This window comes from Streptomyces olivoverticillatus (assembly GCF_014203555.1).
Classification (GTDB): Bacteria; Actinomycetota; Actinomycetes; order Streptomycetales; family Streptomycetaceae; genus Streptomyces; species Streptomyces olivoverticillatus.
The window spans coordinates 83,529-100,088 of the sequence record NZ_JACHJH010000002.1 but is presented as its reverse complement, the minus strand read 5'-3'; the positions used below and the strand labels follow the sequence as shown (position 1 = coordinate 100,088).

General features: G+C 71.4%; 15 protein-coding genes and 1 pseudogene. 5 read left to right on the top strand and 11 right to left on the bottom strand.

The genetic code is table 11. The features are described from left to right. The first annotated feature begins 57 nt into the window (after window positions 1–57). Entirely contained in the window at window positions 58–651 is a 594-nt protein-coding gene (locus FHS39_RS05865) for an isochorismatase family protein (protein WP_184346957.1), read from the top strand. Between the two features lie 18 nt (window positions 652–669). Here the strand turns inward: FHS39_RS05865 and FHS39_RS05860 are convergent, their stop codons facing one another. Both FHS39_RS05860 and FHS39_RS05855 read right to left on the bottom strand, forming a co-directional pair. Continuing rightward, the gene (locus tag FHS39_RS05860) at window positions 670–999 is read right to left on the bottom strand and encodes a hypothetical protein (protein ID WP_184346955.1); all 330 of its coding nucleotides are present in this window, start codon (window positions 997–999) and stop codon (window positions 670–672) included. 122 nt (window positions 1,000–1,121) lie between these two features. Continuing rightward, complete coding sequence (locus FHS39_RS05855) at window positions 1,122–3,521, bottom strand: immune inhibitor A domain-containing protein (RefSeq protein ID WP_184346953.1); 2,400 nt, start codon at window positions 3,519–3,521, stop codon at window positions 1,122–1,124. 325 nt (window positions 3,522–3,846) lie between these two features. Here FHS39_RS05855 and FHS39_RS05850 point away from each other — a divergent pair, with 325 nt between their 5' ends. After that, a complete protein-coding gene (locus FHS39_RS05850) occupies window positions 3,847–4,110 on the top strand; it encodes a hypothetical protein (protein ID WP_184346941.1) in 264 nt (87 codons plus the stop codon). On the opposite strand, the gene FHS39_RS05845 is transcribed toward FHS39_RS05850, so the two are convergent. Both FHS39_RS05845 and FHS39_RS05840 read right to left on the bottom strand, forming a co-directional pair. Then, entirely contained in the window at window positions 4,096–4,746 is a 651-nt protein-coding gene (locus FHS39_RS05845) for an RDD family protein (RefSeq protein ID WP_184346939.1), read from the bottom strand. The genes FHS39_RS05850 and FHS39_RS05845 overlap by 15 nt on opposite strands. Before the next feature lie 55 nt (window positions 4,747–4,801). Then, window positions 4,802–6,151, bottom strand: a complete 1,350-nt coding sequence (locus FHS39_RS05840; protein WP_184346937.1) for an RDD family protein — start codon at window positions 6,149–6,151, stop codon at window positions 4,802–4,804. Window positions 6,152–6,397: 246 nt separating this feature from the next. Here FHS39_RS05840 and FHS39_RS05835 point away from each other — a divergent pair, with 246 nt between their 5' ends. After that, window positions 6,398–6,817 (top strand): SsgA family sporulation/cell division regulator, encoded by a 420-nt coding sequence (locus tag FHS39_RS05835; protein ID WP_184346935.1) that lies wholly within the window; start codon window positions 6,398–6,400, stop codon window positions 6,815–6,817. Between the two features lie 94 nt (window positions 6,818–6,911). Here the strand turns inward: FHS39_RS05835 and FHS39_RS05830 are convergent. Together FHS39_RS05830 and hppD are read right to left on the bottom strand one after the other, a co-directional pair. Next, a pseudogene (locus FHS39_RS05830) lies at window positions 6,912–8,273 on the bottom strand (FAD-binding oxidoreductase); the annotation flags it as partial. A 93-nt stretch (window positions 8,274–8,366) separates the two neighbouring features. Continuing rightward, window positions 8,367–9,509: a 4-hydroxyphenylpyruvate dioxygenase gene (gene hppD / locus FHS39_RS05825; RefSeq protein ID WP_184346930.1), complete on the bottom strand. Its 1,143-nt coding sequence runs from the start codon at window positions 9,507–9,509 to the stop codon at window positions 8,367–8,369. Between the two features lie 124 nt (window positions 9,510–9,633). On the opposite strand from hppD, the gene FHS39_RS05820 reads away from it, so the two are divergent. Further along, a complete protein-coding gene (locus FHS39_RS05820) occupies window positions 9,634–10,098 on the top strand; it encodes an Lrp/AsnC ligand binding domain-containing protein (RefSeq protein WP_184346927.1) in 465 nt (154 codons plus the stop codon). Window positions 10,099–10,126: 28 nt separating this feature from the next. Here FHS39_RS05820 and FHS39_RS05815 read toward each other — a convergent pair whose 3' ends face one another. The 3 genes from FHS39_RS05815 to FHS39_RS05805 form a co-directional block, all read right to left on the bottom strand. Further along, the gene (locus FHS39_RS05815) at window positions 10,127–10,954 is read right to left on the bottom strand and encodes a S16 family serine protease (RefSeq protein WP_184346925.1); all 828 of its coding nucleotides are present in this window, start codon (window positions 10,952–10,954) and stop codon (window positions 10,127–10,129) included. A 108-nt stretch (window positions 10,955–11,062) separates the two neighbouring features. Next, complete coding sequence (locus FHS39_RS05810; protein WP_184346923.1) at window positions 11,063–11,704, bottom strand: IclR family transcriptional regulator; 642 nt, start codon at window positions 11,702–11,704, stop codon at window positions 11,063–11,065. Window positions 11,705–11,997: 293 nt separating this feature from the next. Beyond that, window positions 11,998–13,785: a DEAD/DEAH box helicase family protein gene (locus FHS39_RS05805; RefSeq protein ID WP_184346921.1), complete on the bottom strand. Its 1,788-nt coding sequence runs from the start codon at window positions 13,783–13,785 to the stop codon at window positions 11,998–12,000. 260 nt (window positions 13,786–14,045) lie between these two features. Here FHS39_RS05805 and FHS39_RS05800 point away from each other — a divergent pair, with 260 nt between their 5' ends. Continuing rightward, the gene (locus FHS39_RS05800) at window positions 14,046–14,765 is read left to right on the top strand and encodes a hypothetical protein (protein ID WP_184346919.1); all 720 of its coding nucleotides are present in this window, start codon (window positions 14,046–14,048) and stop codon (window positions 14,763–14,765) included. A gap of 120 nt (window positions 14,766–14,885) precedes the next feature. Here FHS39_RS05800 and FHS39_RS05795 read toward each other — a convergent pair whose 3' ends face one another. Beyond that, the gene (locus tag FHS39_RS05795) at window positions 14,886–15,932 is read right to left on the bottom strand and encodes a YeiH family protein (RefSeq protein ID WP_184346917.1); all 1,047 of its coding nucleotides are present in this window, start codon (window positions 15,930–15,932) and stop codon (window positions 14,886–14,888) included. Further along, the gene (locus FHS39_RS05790) at window positions 15,932–16,486 is read right to left on the bottom strand and encodes a cysteine dioxygenase family protein (RefSeq protein WP_184346915.1); all 555 of its coding nucleotides are present in this window, start codon (window positions 16,484–16,486) and stop codon (window positions 15,932–15,934) included. Before FHS39_RS05790 ends, FHS39_RS05795 begins: the two co-directional genes overlap by 1 nt. Between the last annotated feature and the right edge of the window lie 74 nt (window positions 16,487–16,560).

Below are 16,560 nucleotides of genomic sequence, written 5' to 3'. Positions count from 1 at the left end.
TCACGTCGGGTTGATCCGCACTGGCGGCCGAAGGCCCTTCCGCAAAGGATCTGCACCATGAACCGTGCACTGATCATCGTCGACGTGCAGAACGACTTCTGCGAGGGCGGCAGCCTCGCGGTGGCGGGCGGCGCCGACGTGGCCGCAGCCATAACCGACCTGGTGGGCGATGCGCCCGCCGGGTACGCGCACGTCGTCGCGACGCGCGACCACCACATCGACCCCGGGGACCACTTCTCCGCCCACCCGGATTACGAGCACTCCTGGCCCCCGCACTGCGTGGCGGGGACCGAGGGCAGCGGCTTCCACCCGAACTTCGCGCCGGTCATCGCCTCGGGCGCGATCGACGCCGTCTTCGACAAGGGCGCCTACGCGGCCGCGTACAGCGGCTTCGAGGGCACCGACGAGAACGGCACGACGCTCGCGGACTGGCTGCGCGGGCGCGGGGTGACGGTCGTGGACGTGGTCGGCATCGCCACGGACCACTGTGTCCGGGCCACCGCGCTGGACGCGGCGCGGGCGGGCTTCGACACGCACGTCCTGCTGGACCTCACCGCGGGCGTGGCCCCGCACACCACGCAGCGGGCCCTGGAGGAGCTGCGGGACGCGGGAGTGGAGCTCAGCGGCAAACCGGTCGTCCAGGTCGGCTGAGGGCCGCCTGGGAGCCCGTTACGCGGCGCCTGCCGGGCTGCGGCGCAGCAGGCGGCCTATGGGGTGCCAGGACTCGGTGTCCTGGGGCGGCGCGGAGCGCCAGAGCAGGCCCTCGGGGTGGTAGAGGACGGCGCTGATCTCGTCCGGGGTGGGTGGCTCGGTGTTGCCGCGCAGGTAGACGGCGCGCAGGCCCAGGTTGCGCAGCCGGGTCAGGGCCCGCTGGCGGTTGGCGGCGCGCACCAGGACGCGTATGGGGGTGCCGGTGCGTATGCCGCCGGGCGGGGCGGCCAGGGACAGGGCCACGACCACGCTGCCGTCGGGGAGCCTCGCGAATCCACCGCCTGCCATCGGCCTCACGCCTCCCTTGCCCTGGGGTCCACCCCTGGCATTCTCGACGCGAACGGCCGCCGCCCGCCAGGGGGCGACGGCCGAGGCGCTGGTGACCTGCGGTGTTGTGGATTACCGGGGGGTCACTTGGTGGAGGGGCCCACCTGGACCGTCATCGTGGAGCCGCCGGGGGCCTGCCAGAGGATCCTGATCCGGGTGTTGGTGTCGTTGATCTTGACGCCGCCCGTGGGGTTGGACGCGTCGTAGTAGGTGTTCTTGTGGTCGTCGAAGACCGGGACGCCGAGCTTGCCCTTGACGTGGGCGGCCACGCCGTCGGAGTGGACGGTGTAGCCCTGCGCCGGGAACCAGCTGAAGGGCGAGTCGTAGGCCTGGAAGCGGTTGCGCATCAGGGTGCCGTCGGCCCACTTCTCGGGCTTGGGGTGGGCGTCGATCGGCAGGATGCGGCCGCTGCCCGGGTGCACGCCGACGTTGTTGTCGGGCTGCGAGGTGTCCCACTGCCAGATCAGCAGGCCGGTCTGGTAGGGGTAGTGCTCGACCCAGGTGGGCTTCGCCGTCTTCCAGCCGAAGTTGTACGGGCCGGCCTTCAGGGTCTGGTCGTACGAGACGTACTGACGGTTCTCGGCGATGTAGTACTGCGGGTACTCCTTGGTGAAGGAGGCGCCGATGCGCGAGAAGCCCTTGGACGTCCAGCCGTTGTCGTCACCCTCGGCGTTGTCGGTGAAGAGGGTCTGTCCGTCGGCGGTCAGCGAGATCGCGTCGGCGGTGAAGCCCTTGCCGGAGGTGCCGCCGTCGGTGGCGTAGCGGAAGCGCAGGTCGATCTTCTTGCCCGCGTAGGCGTCCAGCGAGTAGGCCAGCTTCTTGTACGCGCCCGAAGTGCCGGTCAGGGCGGGCTTGTCGCTGCCGTCGCGGGTGATCGGCTTGCCGTCGGCGGTGCCGTCGAGGGGCGTGTAGTTGGCGCCGCCGTCCGTGGAGACCTCGGCGTAGAGGAAGTCGTAGTTGGCCTCGATGTCCCACCAGCCGGAAAGGTCGAGGGAGGCCTTGGACTTGCCGGTGAGGTCGACCGTCCTGGAGAGGGTGTTCTTCAGGTCATCGCCCTGGCCGGACCACCACTGCTTGCTGCCCTCGGCCGGCTTGACCACATCGGTGGTGACCTTCTTGGCCGGCAGGTCGACGACGAGCGCCTGCTTGTCCTTGGTGTTGTACTCGGCGACGCCCAGCTTGTGGGTGGACCTCGTCGCGGCCTTGGCCTTGGCGTAGTTGAGCCAGCCGAGCTGGAGCTTGTCCCAGGCGCTCATGTCGCCGGGGAGGTCGCCGATGGTGTCCTTGCCGGTGCCGAGCCAGGAGCCGGAGGACATCAGGGACCAGAAGGCGACGGACGACTCACCGGTGCCGGTGGTGTCGTACTCGTCGGGCAGGCCCAGGTCGTGGCCGTACTCGTGGGCGAAGACGCCGAGGCCGCCGTTCTCGGGCTGCATGGTGTAGTCGCCGACCCAGATGCCGGTGTCGCCGATCTCGGTGCCGCCCGCCTTGTTGTTCGCGGGGCCGGTCTTGCCGGCGTCGGAGCCGTAGGCGTACCAGCGGTGGGCCCAGAGGGCGTCCTTGCCCTGGGCGCCGCCGCCCGCGGACTCGTCCTCGCCGGCGTGCACGATCTGGAAGTGGTCGATGTAACCGTCGGGCTCGTTGAAGTTGCCGTTGTGGTTGTAGTCGTTGCGGTCCCACTGGTCGTACTGGGCGAGCGTCGCCTTGATGTCGGCGTCGCTGCGGCCCGCGGCCTTCTGGTCCTTCACCCACTGGTTGACGGCGTCGCGCACCAGGTCCCAGGCGCTGGGGCAGTTGGTGGAGCCGCAGTAGTTGGAGCCGTAGCGGGCCTCGTTCCAGGGCACCCGTACCCAGTCGGTGACCTGGCCGTCGACCGAGTAGCGGCCCGAGGACTGCTTCTCGTAGTACTTGGCGAGGGACTCCTTCTTCTTGTCGTGCGAGAAGTAGAGGTCCTGGTAGTGCTGGCGGTCGAAGTCCTGCTGCCAGGCCGTGCTGTTGTCCTTGGCACGGTCCGGCTTGGCTATCTTGTTGTGCGCGGGGCCGGGCGTGCCGCCGTACTTCTTCACCGGCGGCTTGGGGCCGTCGGGCCCGTCCGGGTCGTACATGGTGGTGTCGTCGACCTTGTCGCCGAAGTCGACCAGGATCGTAAAGATCTTGTCGGTCTTCTGCCGGGCCATTTCGACGTACTTGCCCTTGCCGAGCTGGACGACCTGCGAGCCGTCCCGCTGCTCGGTCTTGGCGTTCCCCGACATCAGCTGCTGCAGCGCGGACTTGCGCTGTGCTTCCTGCTGCTTGCTGAACGGGCCCTTGAGGTCGTGCTCGACGCCGCGCTCGGCCTGTGCCGGGTCCTGACGCTGAACGACGGGCGAGCTGGTCGGGCTCGCCGCCTGCGCGATCCCCGTGGTCAGGGCGGCCGCGCCCAGGGCGGCGGCCACGGTGGCCACGGCGGCGGATCTGACGACCCTCCGTTGGCTGCTGTTCACTTGTGAGTGTCCTCCCCAGTAAGAACTGTGGAGGTATTTGACCGGAGAGACGCCGGAAAAGACAGATCTTGACTGTGCCCAGCCAAGCAAGTACGTTACGCAGCCTTTAACTTGCCGATATCGGACGTCACGGACAGGGTCAACGCCCGTGCCCGTCGCACATCCTGACCCCCGGACGACCCCGTGCGCTCCCTGTGCTCCCGGTACCGTGGGTTAGGTCACGCTTACCGCCAGTTCCCCTAGGGCAGAGAGCACCGTAGAGTCGGAGTGCGGTACGAACCAGCCGACTCCACGCCCCTGTCGATGCCTTGAGGACGGTCCCGCCATGCCGCGTCCGACCCCTGCACAGATCGCTTACGGCTCGGCCACCGTAGTCTTCTCGACCCTTGCGATGCTGCTGCTGTCGCAGACACGGTCGGGCGCGGGCGTCGCCGTCATTGCGCTGGCCGCACTCGCCCTCGGTCTGCTGGTCGCGCACAGCGCGCCCCTGCCGCGCAAGGCGGGGCGGCGCGCCGCCGCTCCGGCGGCCGGGCAGCGGACCCCCGCCCATGCCGGCTCGGCGGTCGGCGAGCACTCACTGCACGGTTGAGACGACCACCGTCTTCGCCGCCTTGTCGTGCAGGCACTGGTGGTAGGGATCGTCCCAGGTGCACCACAGGACGTTGACCAGCCAGAAGATGAAGCCGCAGCACGGCACGATCTCCGGCAGGTTGTAGACCGCGGCGCGCGTCCAGCCCGGCCTGCCCGCCGGGATCGCGCCGTTCTCCAGCATGGCGACGCGGATGTGCATCGCCATCTTGCCCACCGTCTGCCCGCGCGAGGTGAGCATCAGCCCCTCATAGACGAAGTAGACGACGGCGATGATGATCGACAGGCTGGTGGATTTGGCCTGGTCGTTCCAGGGGTTGCTGCCCCAGGTGGCACCGTAGAAGATCACGCTGATGGGGACGCCCACCAGCAGCCCGTCGATGATCCGCGCGAGCAGCCGCTTGCCCCGGTTCGCCAGCGGCGGCATGCCCGCGAGCGGGTCGGGGGCACCGCCGTACGGGCCGCCGCCGGGGGCGCCGCCGTAGGGCCCGCCGCCGGGGGCGCCGCCGTAGGGCCCGCCCTGGCCACCGGGGCCGCCGTACGGGCCGCCCGCCCCTGCCCCCGACCCCGGATAGGGCGGGGGCTCCGGCCCCTTCTTGAAGGGGTCGTTCTCCGGCGTCGGTTGATCGGTGCTCATGGCCCGAGTAGAACCCAGCGCTCCGCTTCCCGCATCCGGCCGTATGCCGTTCGAGTCAGCCCTTCGCCGACGCCACGAACGTACGGGCCGCCTTGTCGTGCCAGCACTGCCTCCAGGGCCGGTCGAACAGGCACCACATGGCGTTGAACACCCCCACCGCCAGCACCCCCAGCACCCCGTACACCAGCCAGCGGCGCAGCGCCGACCCGAACGGCGTCAGGTCGTGCGACTCGATGCCCAGCACCCGGATCCCGAAGAGCTTCTTGCCCAGCGTGCTCCCCCACTTGGCCGTGGGCAGCGCCTCGTAGAGCACGCCGCCGACGAGGAGGACGGCCAGCACGATGGCCAGATAGGCGCCGGTGGTGCCGTCGAGCAGCCAGACCGTGACGGTCTGGCCGGACTGCTTGGCCTGGTCGATCTTGGCGTCGATGTGCTCGACCGACTTGTTCCACAGCGGCACGGCGGCCGCCACCACGACCGCGCCGAGGACGGCCGTGTCCAGCAGCCGCGCGGCCAGCCGACGGCCGAGCGAGGCGGGGCGGCCCTCCGCCTGCGCCGCCCGCAGGAAGGGGTCGTCGACGGGCGGCTTCCAGGGCATCACGCCCTCGCCGCCCGGCTGCTGCTGGGCGAGCTGCTGCACCTGCTGGGCCCAGCCCACTTGGGCGGGCGCGAGCTGCTGCTGCTCGCGCCGGACGGGCAGGGCGGCGGCGCCCTCCTCGGCGGGGACTTCCCGGGTGCGCTGCTCGGGCCAGGCCTGCGGGGCGGGCGAGGCGGCCGCGGGCAGGTCGGGGCCGGACGCGCGCGCCGGGCTCTGGGCGCGCCCCTGCGCCTGGGCGGGGGGCATGGGCAGGGGGGCCGGCGGGCCGCCGGGGGCGGAACCGTGCGGCTTGGGGCGGAGGTTCAGGGTGCCCTGGTGCGCGCCCTCGGCGGTCTGTGCCTCGGCGCCGGCCGTGGCCGCGGGCACGGGGGTGTCCGGCAGCCGCGGGTCGCGGGCCGCCGGGACGGCCGGGGCCTGGCCGCCCCAGGAGACGCGCCGGTCCTTCTCGCCGCCGAAGCCCTCCTGCCGCCCTGCGTCCGCCTGCCAGGCGGCAGCCGGCTCGGCGGCCGGAGCGGGCTCCTCGTCCAGGAAGACGGGGCCGGTCTCCTCCGGGGACTGCACGGCCGCCGCGGGCCGCGCCTGCCGCTCGGGCGTCGGCGGGACGGGCGCGGCGAGCACGGGCAGCGCGGGGGCGGAGACCGAGGCGGGCGGCGCGGGCATCGGCTCGCCCTCGGCGGGCGCGGGACGGCTCGTGCCGGGCACCCAGGCCGTGCCGCTCCAGTAACGGATGTAGCCGGGGATCGACGGGTCGGGGTAATACCCGTTTTGAGGGGTATTGTCGGCGGATCCCGAGGTAGGTGCGCTCATGGTCTCCGGTGTCCCGTATCTGCTCGGCCGTACTGGGGTAGCCATCAGGTCTACCAGACCGCTCTCTCCTCTGTGGTCCTCCCCGCCCCCGGACCACTCACACGTGCGACTGCGACCCCGCCGAAATTTTCCGGAATCGGTGGCGTGAAGTCGCGTAATGATCCGTGCCCTGCGCCCTCTCCACCACTGCGAGCCCGCGCCGAGCGAGGGCCCGCGCCGAAAGAACAGATCAGAGAGGCGCATTTCATGCACACCGTGGTGGAACGAAAACTGCAGGCGAGCCTGGTGCTGTCGCCGGAACTCGTGGTGCCCGTCCCGGCCCGGCTGAGCTACCGCACGGCGGATCCGTACGCCGCCTGCATCACCTTCCACGTCGACTCGATATCGCCGGTGACCTGGACCTTCGCCCGGGAGTTGCTGGCGGCCGGGGTCTTCCGGGCGGCCGGGGAGGGCGATGTGCGCGTCTGGCCGGGCCGGACCGGCGGCCGGGCGGTGGTGTGCATGGCGCTGTCCTCACCACTGGGCGAGGCGCTGGTCACCCTCCCGGCCGCGGCGGTGTCGGGGTGGCTGGAGCTGACGATGCGGATGGTGCCGCCCGGCGCGGAGCGCGACCGGCTCGATCTGGACACGTCGCTGCGGGAGTTGCTGACGCCCGAGGCGCAGTAGCCCCTCAGGGCTCGCCCTCCGTGCGCGCGAGGAACCCGATGGAGTGACCGTCGGGGCCGCCGGGGGTGTGCTCCGCCGGGTCCGAAGCGGCCAGCACCTTGCCGGGGTTGAGCAGGCCGAGCGGGTCGAAGACGGCCTTGATGCCGCGCTGCATCTCCATCGCCACCGGCCCGGCCTCCTTGGCCAGCCACTCGCGTTTGAGCAGGCCCACCCCGTGCTCGCCGGTGATGGTGCCGCCCAGCTCCAGGCCGAGCGCCATGATCTCGTCGAACGAGACACGGGCGCGGCGCGCTTCGTCGGGGTCGGCGGGGTCGAAGCAGACGACTGGGTGGGTGTTGCCGTCTCCCGCGTGGGCGCAGACGCCGATGGTCAGGCCGTGCCGGCGGGCGATGGCGGCGGTGCCGTCGAGCATGGCGGCGAGCCGTGCGCGGGGCACGCACACGTCGTCGATCATGGTGGCGGGCCGCAGCCGTTCCAGCGCGGGCAGCGCCATCCGGCGGGCCTGCAGCAGCAGCTCGGACTCGGCGGCGTCCTCGGCGGGCACCACCTGGGTGGCTCCGGCCGCGGTGCACAGCTCGCCGACGGCGGCCAGGTCCGGGGCGGGGTCGGGGGTGTCGAAGGCGGCGAGGAGCAGCGCTTCGGTGGTCTCCGGCAGGCCCATCTTCGCCATGGCGTTGACGGCCCGTACAGTCGCTCCGTCCATGAGCTCCAGCAGCGAGGGCGCGTGCCCGCGCGCCATGATCTGGCGGACCGCCTCGCACGCCTGGGCCGTGGAGGGGAACTCGGCGGCCAGGGCGAGCTGAGCGGGCGGCGCGGGCTTGAGGGCGAGGACGGCTCGTACGACGACGCCGAGGCTGCCTTCGGAGCCGACGAAGAGGCGGGTGAGGTCGTAGCCCGCGACGCCCTTGGCGGTGCGGCGGCCGGTGGTCAGCAGCCGGCCGTCGGCGAGGACGACATCGAGGCCGAGGACGTATTCGGCGGTGACGCCGTACTTGACGCAGCACAGCCCGCCGGAGGCGGTGCCGATGTTGCCGCCGATGGTGCACTGTTCCCAGCTGGAGGGGTCGGGCGGGTAGTAGAGGCCCTGTTCGGCGACGGCGCGGGAGAGCACCGCGTTGACGACGCCCGGCTCGACGACGGCGATCCGCTCGACGGGGTCGATCTCCAGGATGCGGTCCATCTTGACGAGCGAGAGCACGATGCAGCCGTCGGTGGCGTTGGCGGCGCCGGACAGTCCGGTCCGGGCGCCCTGCGGCACGACGGGCACGCGCAGCGCGGTGGCGGTGCGCATCACGTGCTGCACCTGCTCGACGGTGCGCGGCAGCACGACCACGGCGGGCGCCCCTGCCACGCAGAAGCTCGCCATGTCGTTGGCGTAGGAGCGGGTGATGTCGGGGTCGGTCAGGACGGAGTCGGCGGGGAGCCCCGCGCACAGTTGCCCGATCAGATCGCTCATGGCCTCACCCTGCCACCGGGCGGGTCCAAAAACAGCCCGCCCGGCGTTTGAGGGCGACGATTTCCGGCCCGCCCCGGCTCGGGGCACCGCAACTCAGAGATTGCCCCGACGCTCCTGCTCCCTCTCGATCGCCTCGAAGAGGGCCTTGAAGTTGCCCTTGCCGAAGCCCATCGAGCCGTGCCGCTCGATCATCTCGAAGAAGACCGTGGGGCGGTCCTGGACCGGCTTGGTGAAGATCTGCAGCAGGTAGCCGTCCTCGTCGCGGTCGACGAGGATCTTCAGCTCGCGCAGCGTCTCGACGGGCACCCGGGTCTCGCCCGCCCACTCGCCGAGCGTGTCGTAGTACGAGTCGGGGGTGTCCAGGAACTGCACGCCGGCCGCGCGCATGGCCCGCACGGTGGCGACGATGTCGTTGGTGTTCAGCGCGACGTGCTGGACGCCCGGGCCGCCGTAGAACTCCAGGTACTCGTCGATCTGCGACTTCTTCTTGGCGATGGCCGGCTCGTTGAGCGGGAACTTCACCTTGCGGGTGCCGTCCGCGACGACCTTCGACATGAGGGCGGAGTACTCGGTGGCGATGTCGTCGCCCACGAACTCCTTCATGTTGGTGAAGGCCATGACGTTGTTGTAGAAGCCGACCCAGTCGTTCATCTTGCCGAGCTCGACGTTGCCGACGCAGTGGTCGATCGCCTGGAAGAGCCGGTCGCCGGGCTCGACGATCGGCTCGGCGGCGACGAAGCCCGGCAGGTAGGGGCCGGTGTAGCCGGAGCGCTCGACCAGGGTGTGGCGGGTCTTGCCGTACGTGGCGATGGCGGCGAGGACGACCGTGCCGTGCTCGTCCTTCAGCTCGTACGGCTCCTCCAGGCCGGTGGCGCCGTGCTCCAGCGCGTAGGCGTACGCGGCGCGGGCGTCCGGCACCTCGATGGCCAGGTCGACGACGCCGTCGCCGTGCTCGGCCACGTGCTCGGCGAGGAAGCGGCCGTGGTCGGTCGCGGCCTTGATGACGGTGGTGAAGACGAAGCGGGCGCTGCCCGACTCCAGGACGTAACTGGCGGTCTCGCGGCTGCCGTTCTCCGGTCCGCTGTAGGCGACGCGCTTCATGCCGAAGGCGGTGGAGTAGTAGTGGGCGGCCTGCTTGGCGTTGCCGACGGCGAAGACGACGGCGTCCATCCCCTTGACCGGGAAGGGGTCCGCCTGCCGTGTGGTGTCGGGGGTGTGATCCGTGGTCTGAGTCATGGCCGCAGCGTCTCTCCGATCCACAAGGTGCGCAATAGTTTGCGTCTTCGCTGGGCATTCTGCCCAGCAGTGCCCGGGACGCGCCGGGCGTTCTGTACACGATGCGCAGGAGAGGCGGGAAAGGGTGATCGATCGTTTGGACGGCAGGCTGATCGAGCTGCTGGCGGAGGAGCCGCGGATAGGGGTGCTGGAGGCCTCCCGGCGGCTGGGGGTGGCGCGCGGCACGGTGCAGGCGCGCCTGGACCGGCTGCAGTCCCAGGGGGTGATCCGCGGCTTCGGCCCGCAGGTGGATCCGGCGGCGCTGGGCTATCCGGTGACGGCCTTCGCCACGCTGGAGATCAAGCAGGGGCAGGGCACGGACGTGCGCGCGCACCTGGCGAGCGTGCCCGAGGTGCTGGAGCTGCACACCACGACCGGGCAGGGCGACATGCTCTGCCGACTGGTGGCCCGCTCCAACGCCGACCTCCAGCGGGTGATCGACAAGGTGGTGGGCTTCGACGGCATCGTGCGGGCGTCCACGGCGATCGTGATGGAGAACCCGGTGCCGCTGCGGATCATCCCGCTGGTGAAGCAGGCTTCGGAGGACTGAACGGCAGGGCGCGCCCCGGGGGCCCGGCTCAGGCGGCCGGGCAGCTGGGGACGTTGCCGCCCGAGGCGAGGGCCTTGAGCGCGTCGATCGCGCCCTTGAGCTCGGTGACGGGGATCAGCCGCAGGCCCCGCGGCAGCTCGGCACTGGCGTCCGAGCACTCGTCCTTGGGCACGAGGAAGACGGTGGCGCCGTCGCGCTTCGCGGCCTGTTCCTTGAGCGACACCCCGCCGACCGCGCCCACGGTGCCGTCCGGATCGATGGTGCCGGTGCCCGCGATCGTACGGCCACCGGTCAGGTCGCCGCCGCGGCCGTCGCCGTCCAGCTTGTCGACGATGCCCAGCGCGAAGAGCAGGCCGGCGCTGGGCCCGCCGATGTCGGCGAGGCGGAGGTCGACCTTGACGTCCTTGGGCGAGCGGCCCAGGTAGCGCAGCGCGGCCTGGGTGGCGGAGTCCTGCGACTTCTTCATCTCCGCCACGTTGTGCTGCTCCACCTCCTGATCGGTCTGCCCGGCCGGGTAGACGGCGTCGTGCGGCATGACGGCGCGGTCGGTGCGGAACCAGCCGTCGACGACGTCGGGGAGGGAGATCTCCACGGCCGGGCCGGTCGCCGTGATGGTCGTCATGCGCAGCTGCCCGCTGGTCTTGCGGCTGGGCGCGCCGGTGACGGTGATCACCTGGTGGTTCTTGTCCGAGCCGAGGACGTTGACCGTCGAGCCGGGCTCGGCGATGGCGAACGGCAGCGGTACGAGCGCGGCCACCGCGAGCAGGGCGACGACGGGCGCGGCGCAGACGGCGAGGGTCCGCACGCGCTTGTCCTTCGCGGACGGCTTGGCAGGGGTGGAGTCTGCAGCGGGCATGCTGTGAATCTAATTGACGCGGGAGGCGCCCGTGACACACGGCGCCTCCCGTTCTCGCCGACGGGCGCCGGACGGGCTGCGTCTCCCCTGCCTCTCCGGGCTGTACAGCTAGCGCAGGGCCTCCGCCACCTCCTTCGCCGCCTCCATGACGCGGGCGCCGATCCGCTGGGGGACGGAGTCGGTGAGCATGACCACACCGACGCTCCCCTCGATGCCCGACACCCCGAGCAGCGGCGCGGCCGCCCCGCTCGCCCCGGCTTCCAGCTCGCCGTGGGTGAGCGCGTATCCGGGGTTGTCGGCCTCGCCGCGGCGGGCGGCGAGGATCGCGCGCCCGGCGGCGCCGCGGTCCAGCGCGTGCCGGAATCCGGCGCGGTAGGCCACGTGGTAATCAGTCCAGGTCGGCTCGACGACGGCGACCGCGAGCGCCTCGGCGCCGTCGACGAGCGTGAGATGGGCCGTGGCCCCGATGTCCTCGGCCAGCGACCGCAGGGCGGGCAGGGCCGCTTCCCGCACAAGCGGATGCACCTGCCGCCCCAGCCGCAGCACTCCCAGGCCCACTCGGGCCCGGCCGCCGATGTCGCGGCGGACGAGTGCGTGCTGCTCCAGGGTGGCCAGTAGTCGGTAGACAACGGTGCGGTTGACGCCGAGCTTGGTGGACAGCTCGGTCACGGTCAGTCCGTGGTCGGTGTCGGCGAGCAGTTTGAGGACCCGCAGTCCCCGGTCGAGCGTCTGCGAAGTCTCCGCGGTCAAGACGCCCCTCCTCCGATGAATGGCGGCCTCTTCATGGGTGGGGTTGCGCCGCCGTTCCCGTCCGGCAGCGCGCGAGGAGAGGCCGCCGGCCGCTTGACGCATGGCACCGGCTGCGCTCCGCGGCGGCGCTGCCACGGGGCGTATGCGTGACCGGAACCGTAGCGCCGCCGGTCCGCTCAGCGGAAGAGTCTGCCCACAATCCGGGCAGGGCGCAGACGTTTTACGGGACTGCGAGGGTGGATTTGCCGAATCGGCGGGGCCCTAGGAGAGCGTGCGGGCCCCGCCGGTACGCGTCAGCGCATGCGGGTGGCCCACTCCCGGACCTTCTTGATGCGCTCGTTGAGCTGGCCGGCCGTGGCCTCGGCGCTGGGCGGGCCGCCGCACACCCGGCGCAGCTCGGTGTGGATGACGCCGTGCGGCTTGCCGCTCTGATGGACGTACGCACCGACCAGCGTGTTCAACTGCTTGCGCAGCTCCAGCAGCTCCTTGTGCGTGACCACCGGCCGCCGCTCGGCGGGCAGTTCGAGGAGGTCGGCATCGGTGTCCGGCCGCTTGCGGCTGTGCGCGATCTGCCGGGCCTGGCGCTTCTGCAGCAGCAGCTGCACCTGGTCGGGCTCCAGGAGGCCGGGGATGCCGAGGTAGTCCTGCTCCTCCTCGCTGCCCGCGTGGGCCTGCATGCCGAACTCGGCGCCGTCGTAGAGCACCCGGTCGAAGACGGCCTCGGACTCCAGGGCCTCGAAGGAGAGTTGGTCGTCGGTGCCGGTGTCCTCGTCCTGCTGCCGCTCGGCCTCGGCGAGGAGCTTGTCCTCCTCGGCGTACGGGTCCTCCTCGCCGTCCTTCTTCGGCTTGTCCAGGACGTGGTCGCGCTCGACCTCCATCTCGTTGGCGAAGGTCAGCAGCGTGGGGATGGTGGGCACGAAGACGGAGGCGGTCTCGCCGCGCCGCCGCGATCGCACGAAGCGGCCGACGGCCTGGGCGAAGAACAGCGGCGTGGAGATCGTCGTGGCGTAGACGCCGACCGCCAGCCGCGGTACGTCCACGCCCTCGGACACCATGCGGACGGCGACCATCCACCGGGAGTCGCCGTGCGAGAAGTCGTCGATGCGCTGGGAGGCGCCGTTGTCGTCGGAGAGGACGACGGTCGCGCCCTCGCCGGTGATCTCGCGGATGAGCTTGGCGTAGGCGCGCGCGGAGTCCTGGTCGGAGGCGATGACGAGCGCCCCGGCGTCGGGGATGGACTTGCGGACCTCCGACAGCCGCTTGTCGGCGGCGCGCAGCACGTTGGGCATCCAGTCGCCGCGCGGGTCCAGGGCGGTGCGCCAGGCCTGCGAGACGGCGTCCTTGGTCATGGGCTCGCCGAGCCGGGCCTCCAGCTCGTCGCCCGCCTTGGTGCGCCAGCGCATGTTGCCGCTGTAGGAGAGAAAGATGACCGGCCGCACGACGCCGTCGGCCAGGGCGTTGCCGTAGCCGTAGGTGTAGTCGGCGGACGAGCGGCGGATGCCGTCGTTGCCCTCCTCGTACGTGACGAAGGGGATGGGGTTGGTGTCGGAGCGGAAGGGCGTGCCGGTCAGGCACAGCCGGCGGGTGGCCGGCTCGAAGGCCTCCAGGCACGCCTCGCCCCAGGACCGGGAGTCTCCGGCGTGGTGGATCTCGTCGAGGATGACGAGCGTCTTGCGCTGCTCGCAGCGGTTGCGGTGCAGCATGGGCCGCACGCCCACGCCCGCGTAGGTCACGGCGACGCCGTGGTACTCGCGGCCCAGCGGGCCCGCGCTGTACTCCGGGTCGAGCTTGATGCCTATCCGGGCCGCGGCCTCGGCCCACTGCTTCTTCAGGTGCTCGGTGGGCGCCACCACGGTCACCTGCTGGACGACGTGGTGGTGCAGCAGCCAGGAGGCGAGGGTGAGCGCGAAGGTGGTCTTGCCGGCGCCCGGGGTGGCGACGGCGAGGAAGTCGCGCGGCTGCGTCTGGAGGTACTTCCCCATCGCGCCCTCCTGCCAGGCGCGCAGCTTGTTGGCGGTACCCCAGGGGGCCCGGCCGGGGAAGGCGGGCGAGAGATGGTGGTTGGCGGTGGTGGTAGTCACGGTCTCCGTCGGCGGGGTCGGCGGTCGGCAACCGCGTCAGCCTACCCGCGTCGGCGAGGGCCTCCGGCGGAGACGCGGGGGGCTCACCCGGGGGTGGGACCGAGGTCACATTCGGCAGATTCGGCCCGCCCGGCGTTCGAGGACGACGGCTTTGGTCCCTGCTTCGGTCCCCTCCGAGCGCTCTGCTGCAGGTCAGCCACGGCTCGGTCGTGATTCGGTCGCGGTTCGATCATGATCATGCAAACAGGCGATTTTTCGCCATGCCCATGCCTATACACTTCGGCCGAGGTCGACGCCGCGCCCTGCGCCGAGCGGACCCAACTCGCATAGCTCGCCTGGCGGTCGGCGCCGGGCCGCACCCTTGGGGGATCGTCATTTCCATTCGGCATGTCATCGCCGCTGCGCTGCTCGTCTCCGGCGCACTCACCCTGACCGCCTGCGGGCCCAGCGACGACGGCGGCAAGAGCGACGCCAAGGGTTCGGCCAGCGCGGCCCCGTCTCAGCCCGCCGGGGACAACGGCGACAAGGGTGACAAGAACGACAAGGGCGGGGACAAGGGCAAGGGCGGCGGCAAGAGCGACTGCCCGACGCTCGCCAAGGGCCACAAGTTCATCCAGGTCTACAGCGTCACGGGCGCGATGAACAATGTCACCGCCAAGGACGCCAAGATGGCCTGCAACTCGTCGATGCACGAGGGAGCCGCCTACCACTCCGAGGGCGACGACAAGACGTACCACTGGAAGCCCGGCTCCAAGGTGACCGTCATCGGCAAGAACGGCCCCGAGGACCGCGCAAAGCCCACCGGCGACCAGCTGTCCGGAATCGGCCACGTCAAGCTGTGCGCGGACCCGGAGCGCAAGGGCGGCAACATGGCCACCAAGCCGGACACCAAGGAATTCTGCTACGGCCAGAACTTCTACGACGTGGCCGTGGGCTCCGACGACACGATCACCGAGATGACCGAGCTCTACGGCTCGTGAACCAGAGCTCGTGAACCAGAGCTCGTGATCCACGGCTTGTGATCCACAGCTCGTGAACCACGGCTCGTGAACGCAGCGGGGCCCGGTGGATCACCGGGCCCCGTCCCCTCCCGGGCGCGGCTACGTGGTGAGCAGCACACCCGCGTACGAGACGCCCGCGACGACCACCCAGGAGCACAGCCCCAGCGCCGCCACGCGCCCGCCGGTGCGGACGAGCGAGGGCAGGTGCACCGCGCTGCCGAGCCCGAAGAGGGCGGCGGCGAGCAGCAGCTCCTGAGCGTGCTGCGCGACGTCGAGCGCGCCGCCCGGCAGCACACCGGTCGTGCGCACGGCCACCATGGCGAGGAAGCCGAGGACGAATAGCGGGATGATCGCGGGCCGCTTGCCCGTGGGCGCCGCCTGCCGCCGCTGCCGTACGGACAGGGCGACGGCCGCCACGAGCGGCGCCAGCAGCGCCACCCGCATCAGCTTGACGAGCACGGCGTCGGTGAGCGCGTCGGGGCCCGCGGTCTGCGCGGTGGCCACGACCTGCCCGACGTCGTGCACACTCGCCCCGACCCAGCGGCCGAACTGCGCGTCGGCCAGCCCGAGCGGGTGGTGCAGCAGCGGCAGCACGGCGATGGCGAGGGTGCCGCACAGCGTCACCAGCGCCACGGACGTCGCCACGTCCTCCTCGTCACTGCCCGACACCTCGCTGACGGCGCCGATCGCGGAGGCGCCGCAGATCGAATACCCGGTGGCGATGAGCAGCGGCTGATCGCCGCGCAGCCCGAGCCGACGCCCCAGCCACAGCGTGCCGAAGAAGGTGGCCGCGACCACCGCGAAGACCATCACGACGGTGGCCCAGCCGAGCCCGAGCACGTCGTCCAGGCTGAGCTTGAGCCCGAGCAGCACGACGCCGGTCCGCATCAGCCGCTTGCCCGCGAGCGTCAGCCCGGGCCGCCCGGCGCCGCGCACCCGGGTCCGTATCCACGGCAGGTGCGCGGCCGCGATGCCGAGCACCACGGCGGCGGTGAGCATGGGCACGGCGGGTACGAGCAGATGGACGGCCCAGGCGAGGGCGACGCCGGCGGCGGCCATGGCCAGGCCGGGGAGCTTGCCGGGACGCGGCGGGGCGGGGACGGTCTGCGGCGGTGTGACACCGGCCTTGGAATCGATGACGGCCATCAGAGTTCGTCGGCCGGGAGGTCGTAGACGCGGCGGACGCTGGAGCCGAGGCGGGAGATGTCGGCGCCGTAGATGTGCAGGGATATGGCGATGGACGAGCAGGCGTTGCGGACCCGGTGGATGTCGCCGGGCGGCGCGAAGCCGCAGACGTCGCCCTGGTGGTTGACCACGTCCTCGGTCGCGACGAGGCGCGCGGTGGTGCCGTCGGGGACGAGGCGGTAGCGCCGCTCGCTCTCGGTGCCCTGGTGGACGCCGGTCACGCACCACGAGACGTGGTCGTGGATGCAGGTCTGCTGGCCGGGCATCCATACGAGCGCGACGATCGAGAAGCTGCCGTCGGACTCGGCGTGCAGGATGTGCTGGCGGTAGCTTTCGGGGTCGCCCTCGCACTGCTCGTCGGTCAGCAGGTCGCGGGCGCCGAGGTGGACCGAGAGCCGCTCGCCGACGAGGTAGGCCGTCGTGTCGGGCGGCAGGCCGCGGCCCACGGCCTCCCGGACGTCGCGGACGAGTTCGTCGAGGCGTGCGGTCGTCGGGGCTGCGGTAGGTGTGGTCATAGGTGCAGCGTCGGGGCGACTGATCCATCACGTCCAACGACAGTCTTTTGCCGTGACGTAAACCTGGGCTTATG

Coding starts and splice junctions, on each gene's coding strand:
- FHS39_RS05840 (WP_184346937.1), bottom strand. CDS start 6,151: ATGAGCGCACCTACCTCGGGATCCGCCGACAATACCCCTCAAAACGGG.
- FHS39_RS05845 (WP_184346939.1), bottom strand. CDS start 4,746: ATGAGCACCGATCAACCGACGCCGGAGAACGACCCCTTCAAGAAGGGG.
- hppD (WP_184346930.1), bottom strand. CDS start 9,509: ATGACTCAGACCACGGATCACACCCCCGACACCACACGGCAGGCGGAC.
- FHS39_RS05865 (WP_184346957.1), top strand. CDS start 58: ATGAACCGTGCACTGATCATCGTCGACGTGCAGAACGACTTCTGCGAG.
- FHS39_RS05835 (WP_184346935.1), top strand. CDS start 6,398: ATGCACACCGTGGTGGAACGAAAACTGCAGGCGAGCCTGGTGCTGTCG.
- FHS39_RS05790 (WP_184346915.1), bottom strand. CDS start 16,486: ATGACCACACCTACCGCAGCCCCGACGACCGCACGCCTCGACGAACTC.
- FHS39_RS05860 (WP_184346955.1), bottom strand. CDS start 999: ATGGCAGGCGGTGGATTCGCGAGGCTCCCCGACGGCAGCGTGGTCGTG.
- FHS39_RS05850 (WP_184346941.1), top strand. CDS start 3,847: ATGCCGCGTCCGACCCCTGCACAGATCGCTTACGGCTCGGCCACCGTA.
- FHS39_RS05795 (WP_184346917.1), bottom strand. CDS start 15,932: ATGGCCGTCATCGATTCCAAGGCCGGTGTCACACCGCCGCAGACCGTC.
- FHS39_RS05815 (WP_184346925.1), bottom strand. CDS start 10,954: ATGCCCGCTGCAGACTCCACCCCTGCCAAGCCGTCCGCGAAGGACAAG.
- FHS39_RS05800 (WP_184346919.1), top strand. CDS start 14,046: ATGCCCATGCCTATACACTTCGGCCGAGGTCGACGCCGCGCCCTGCGC.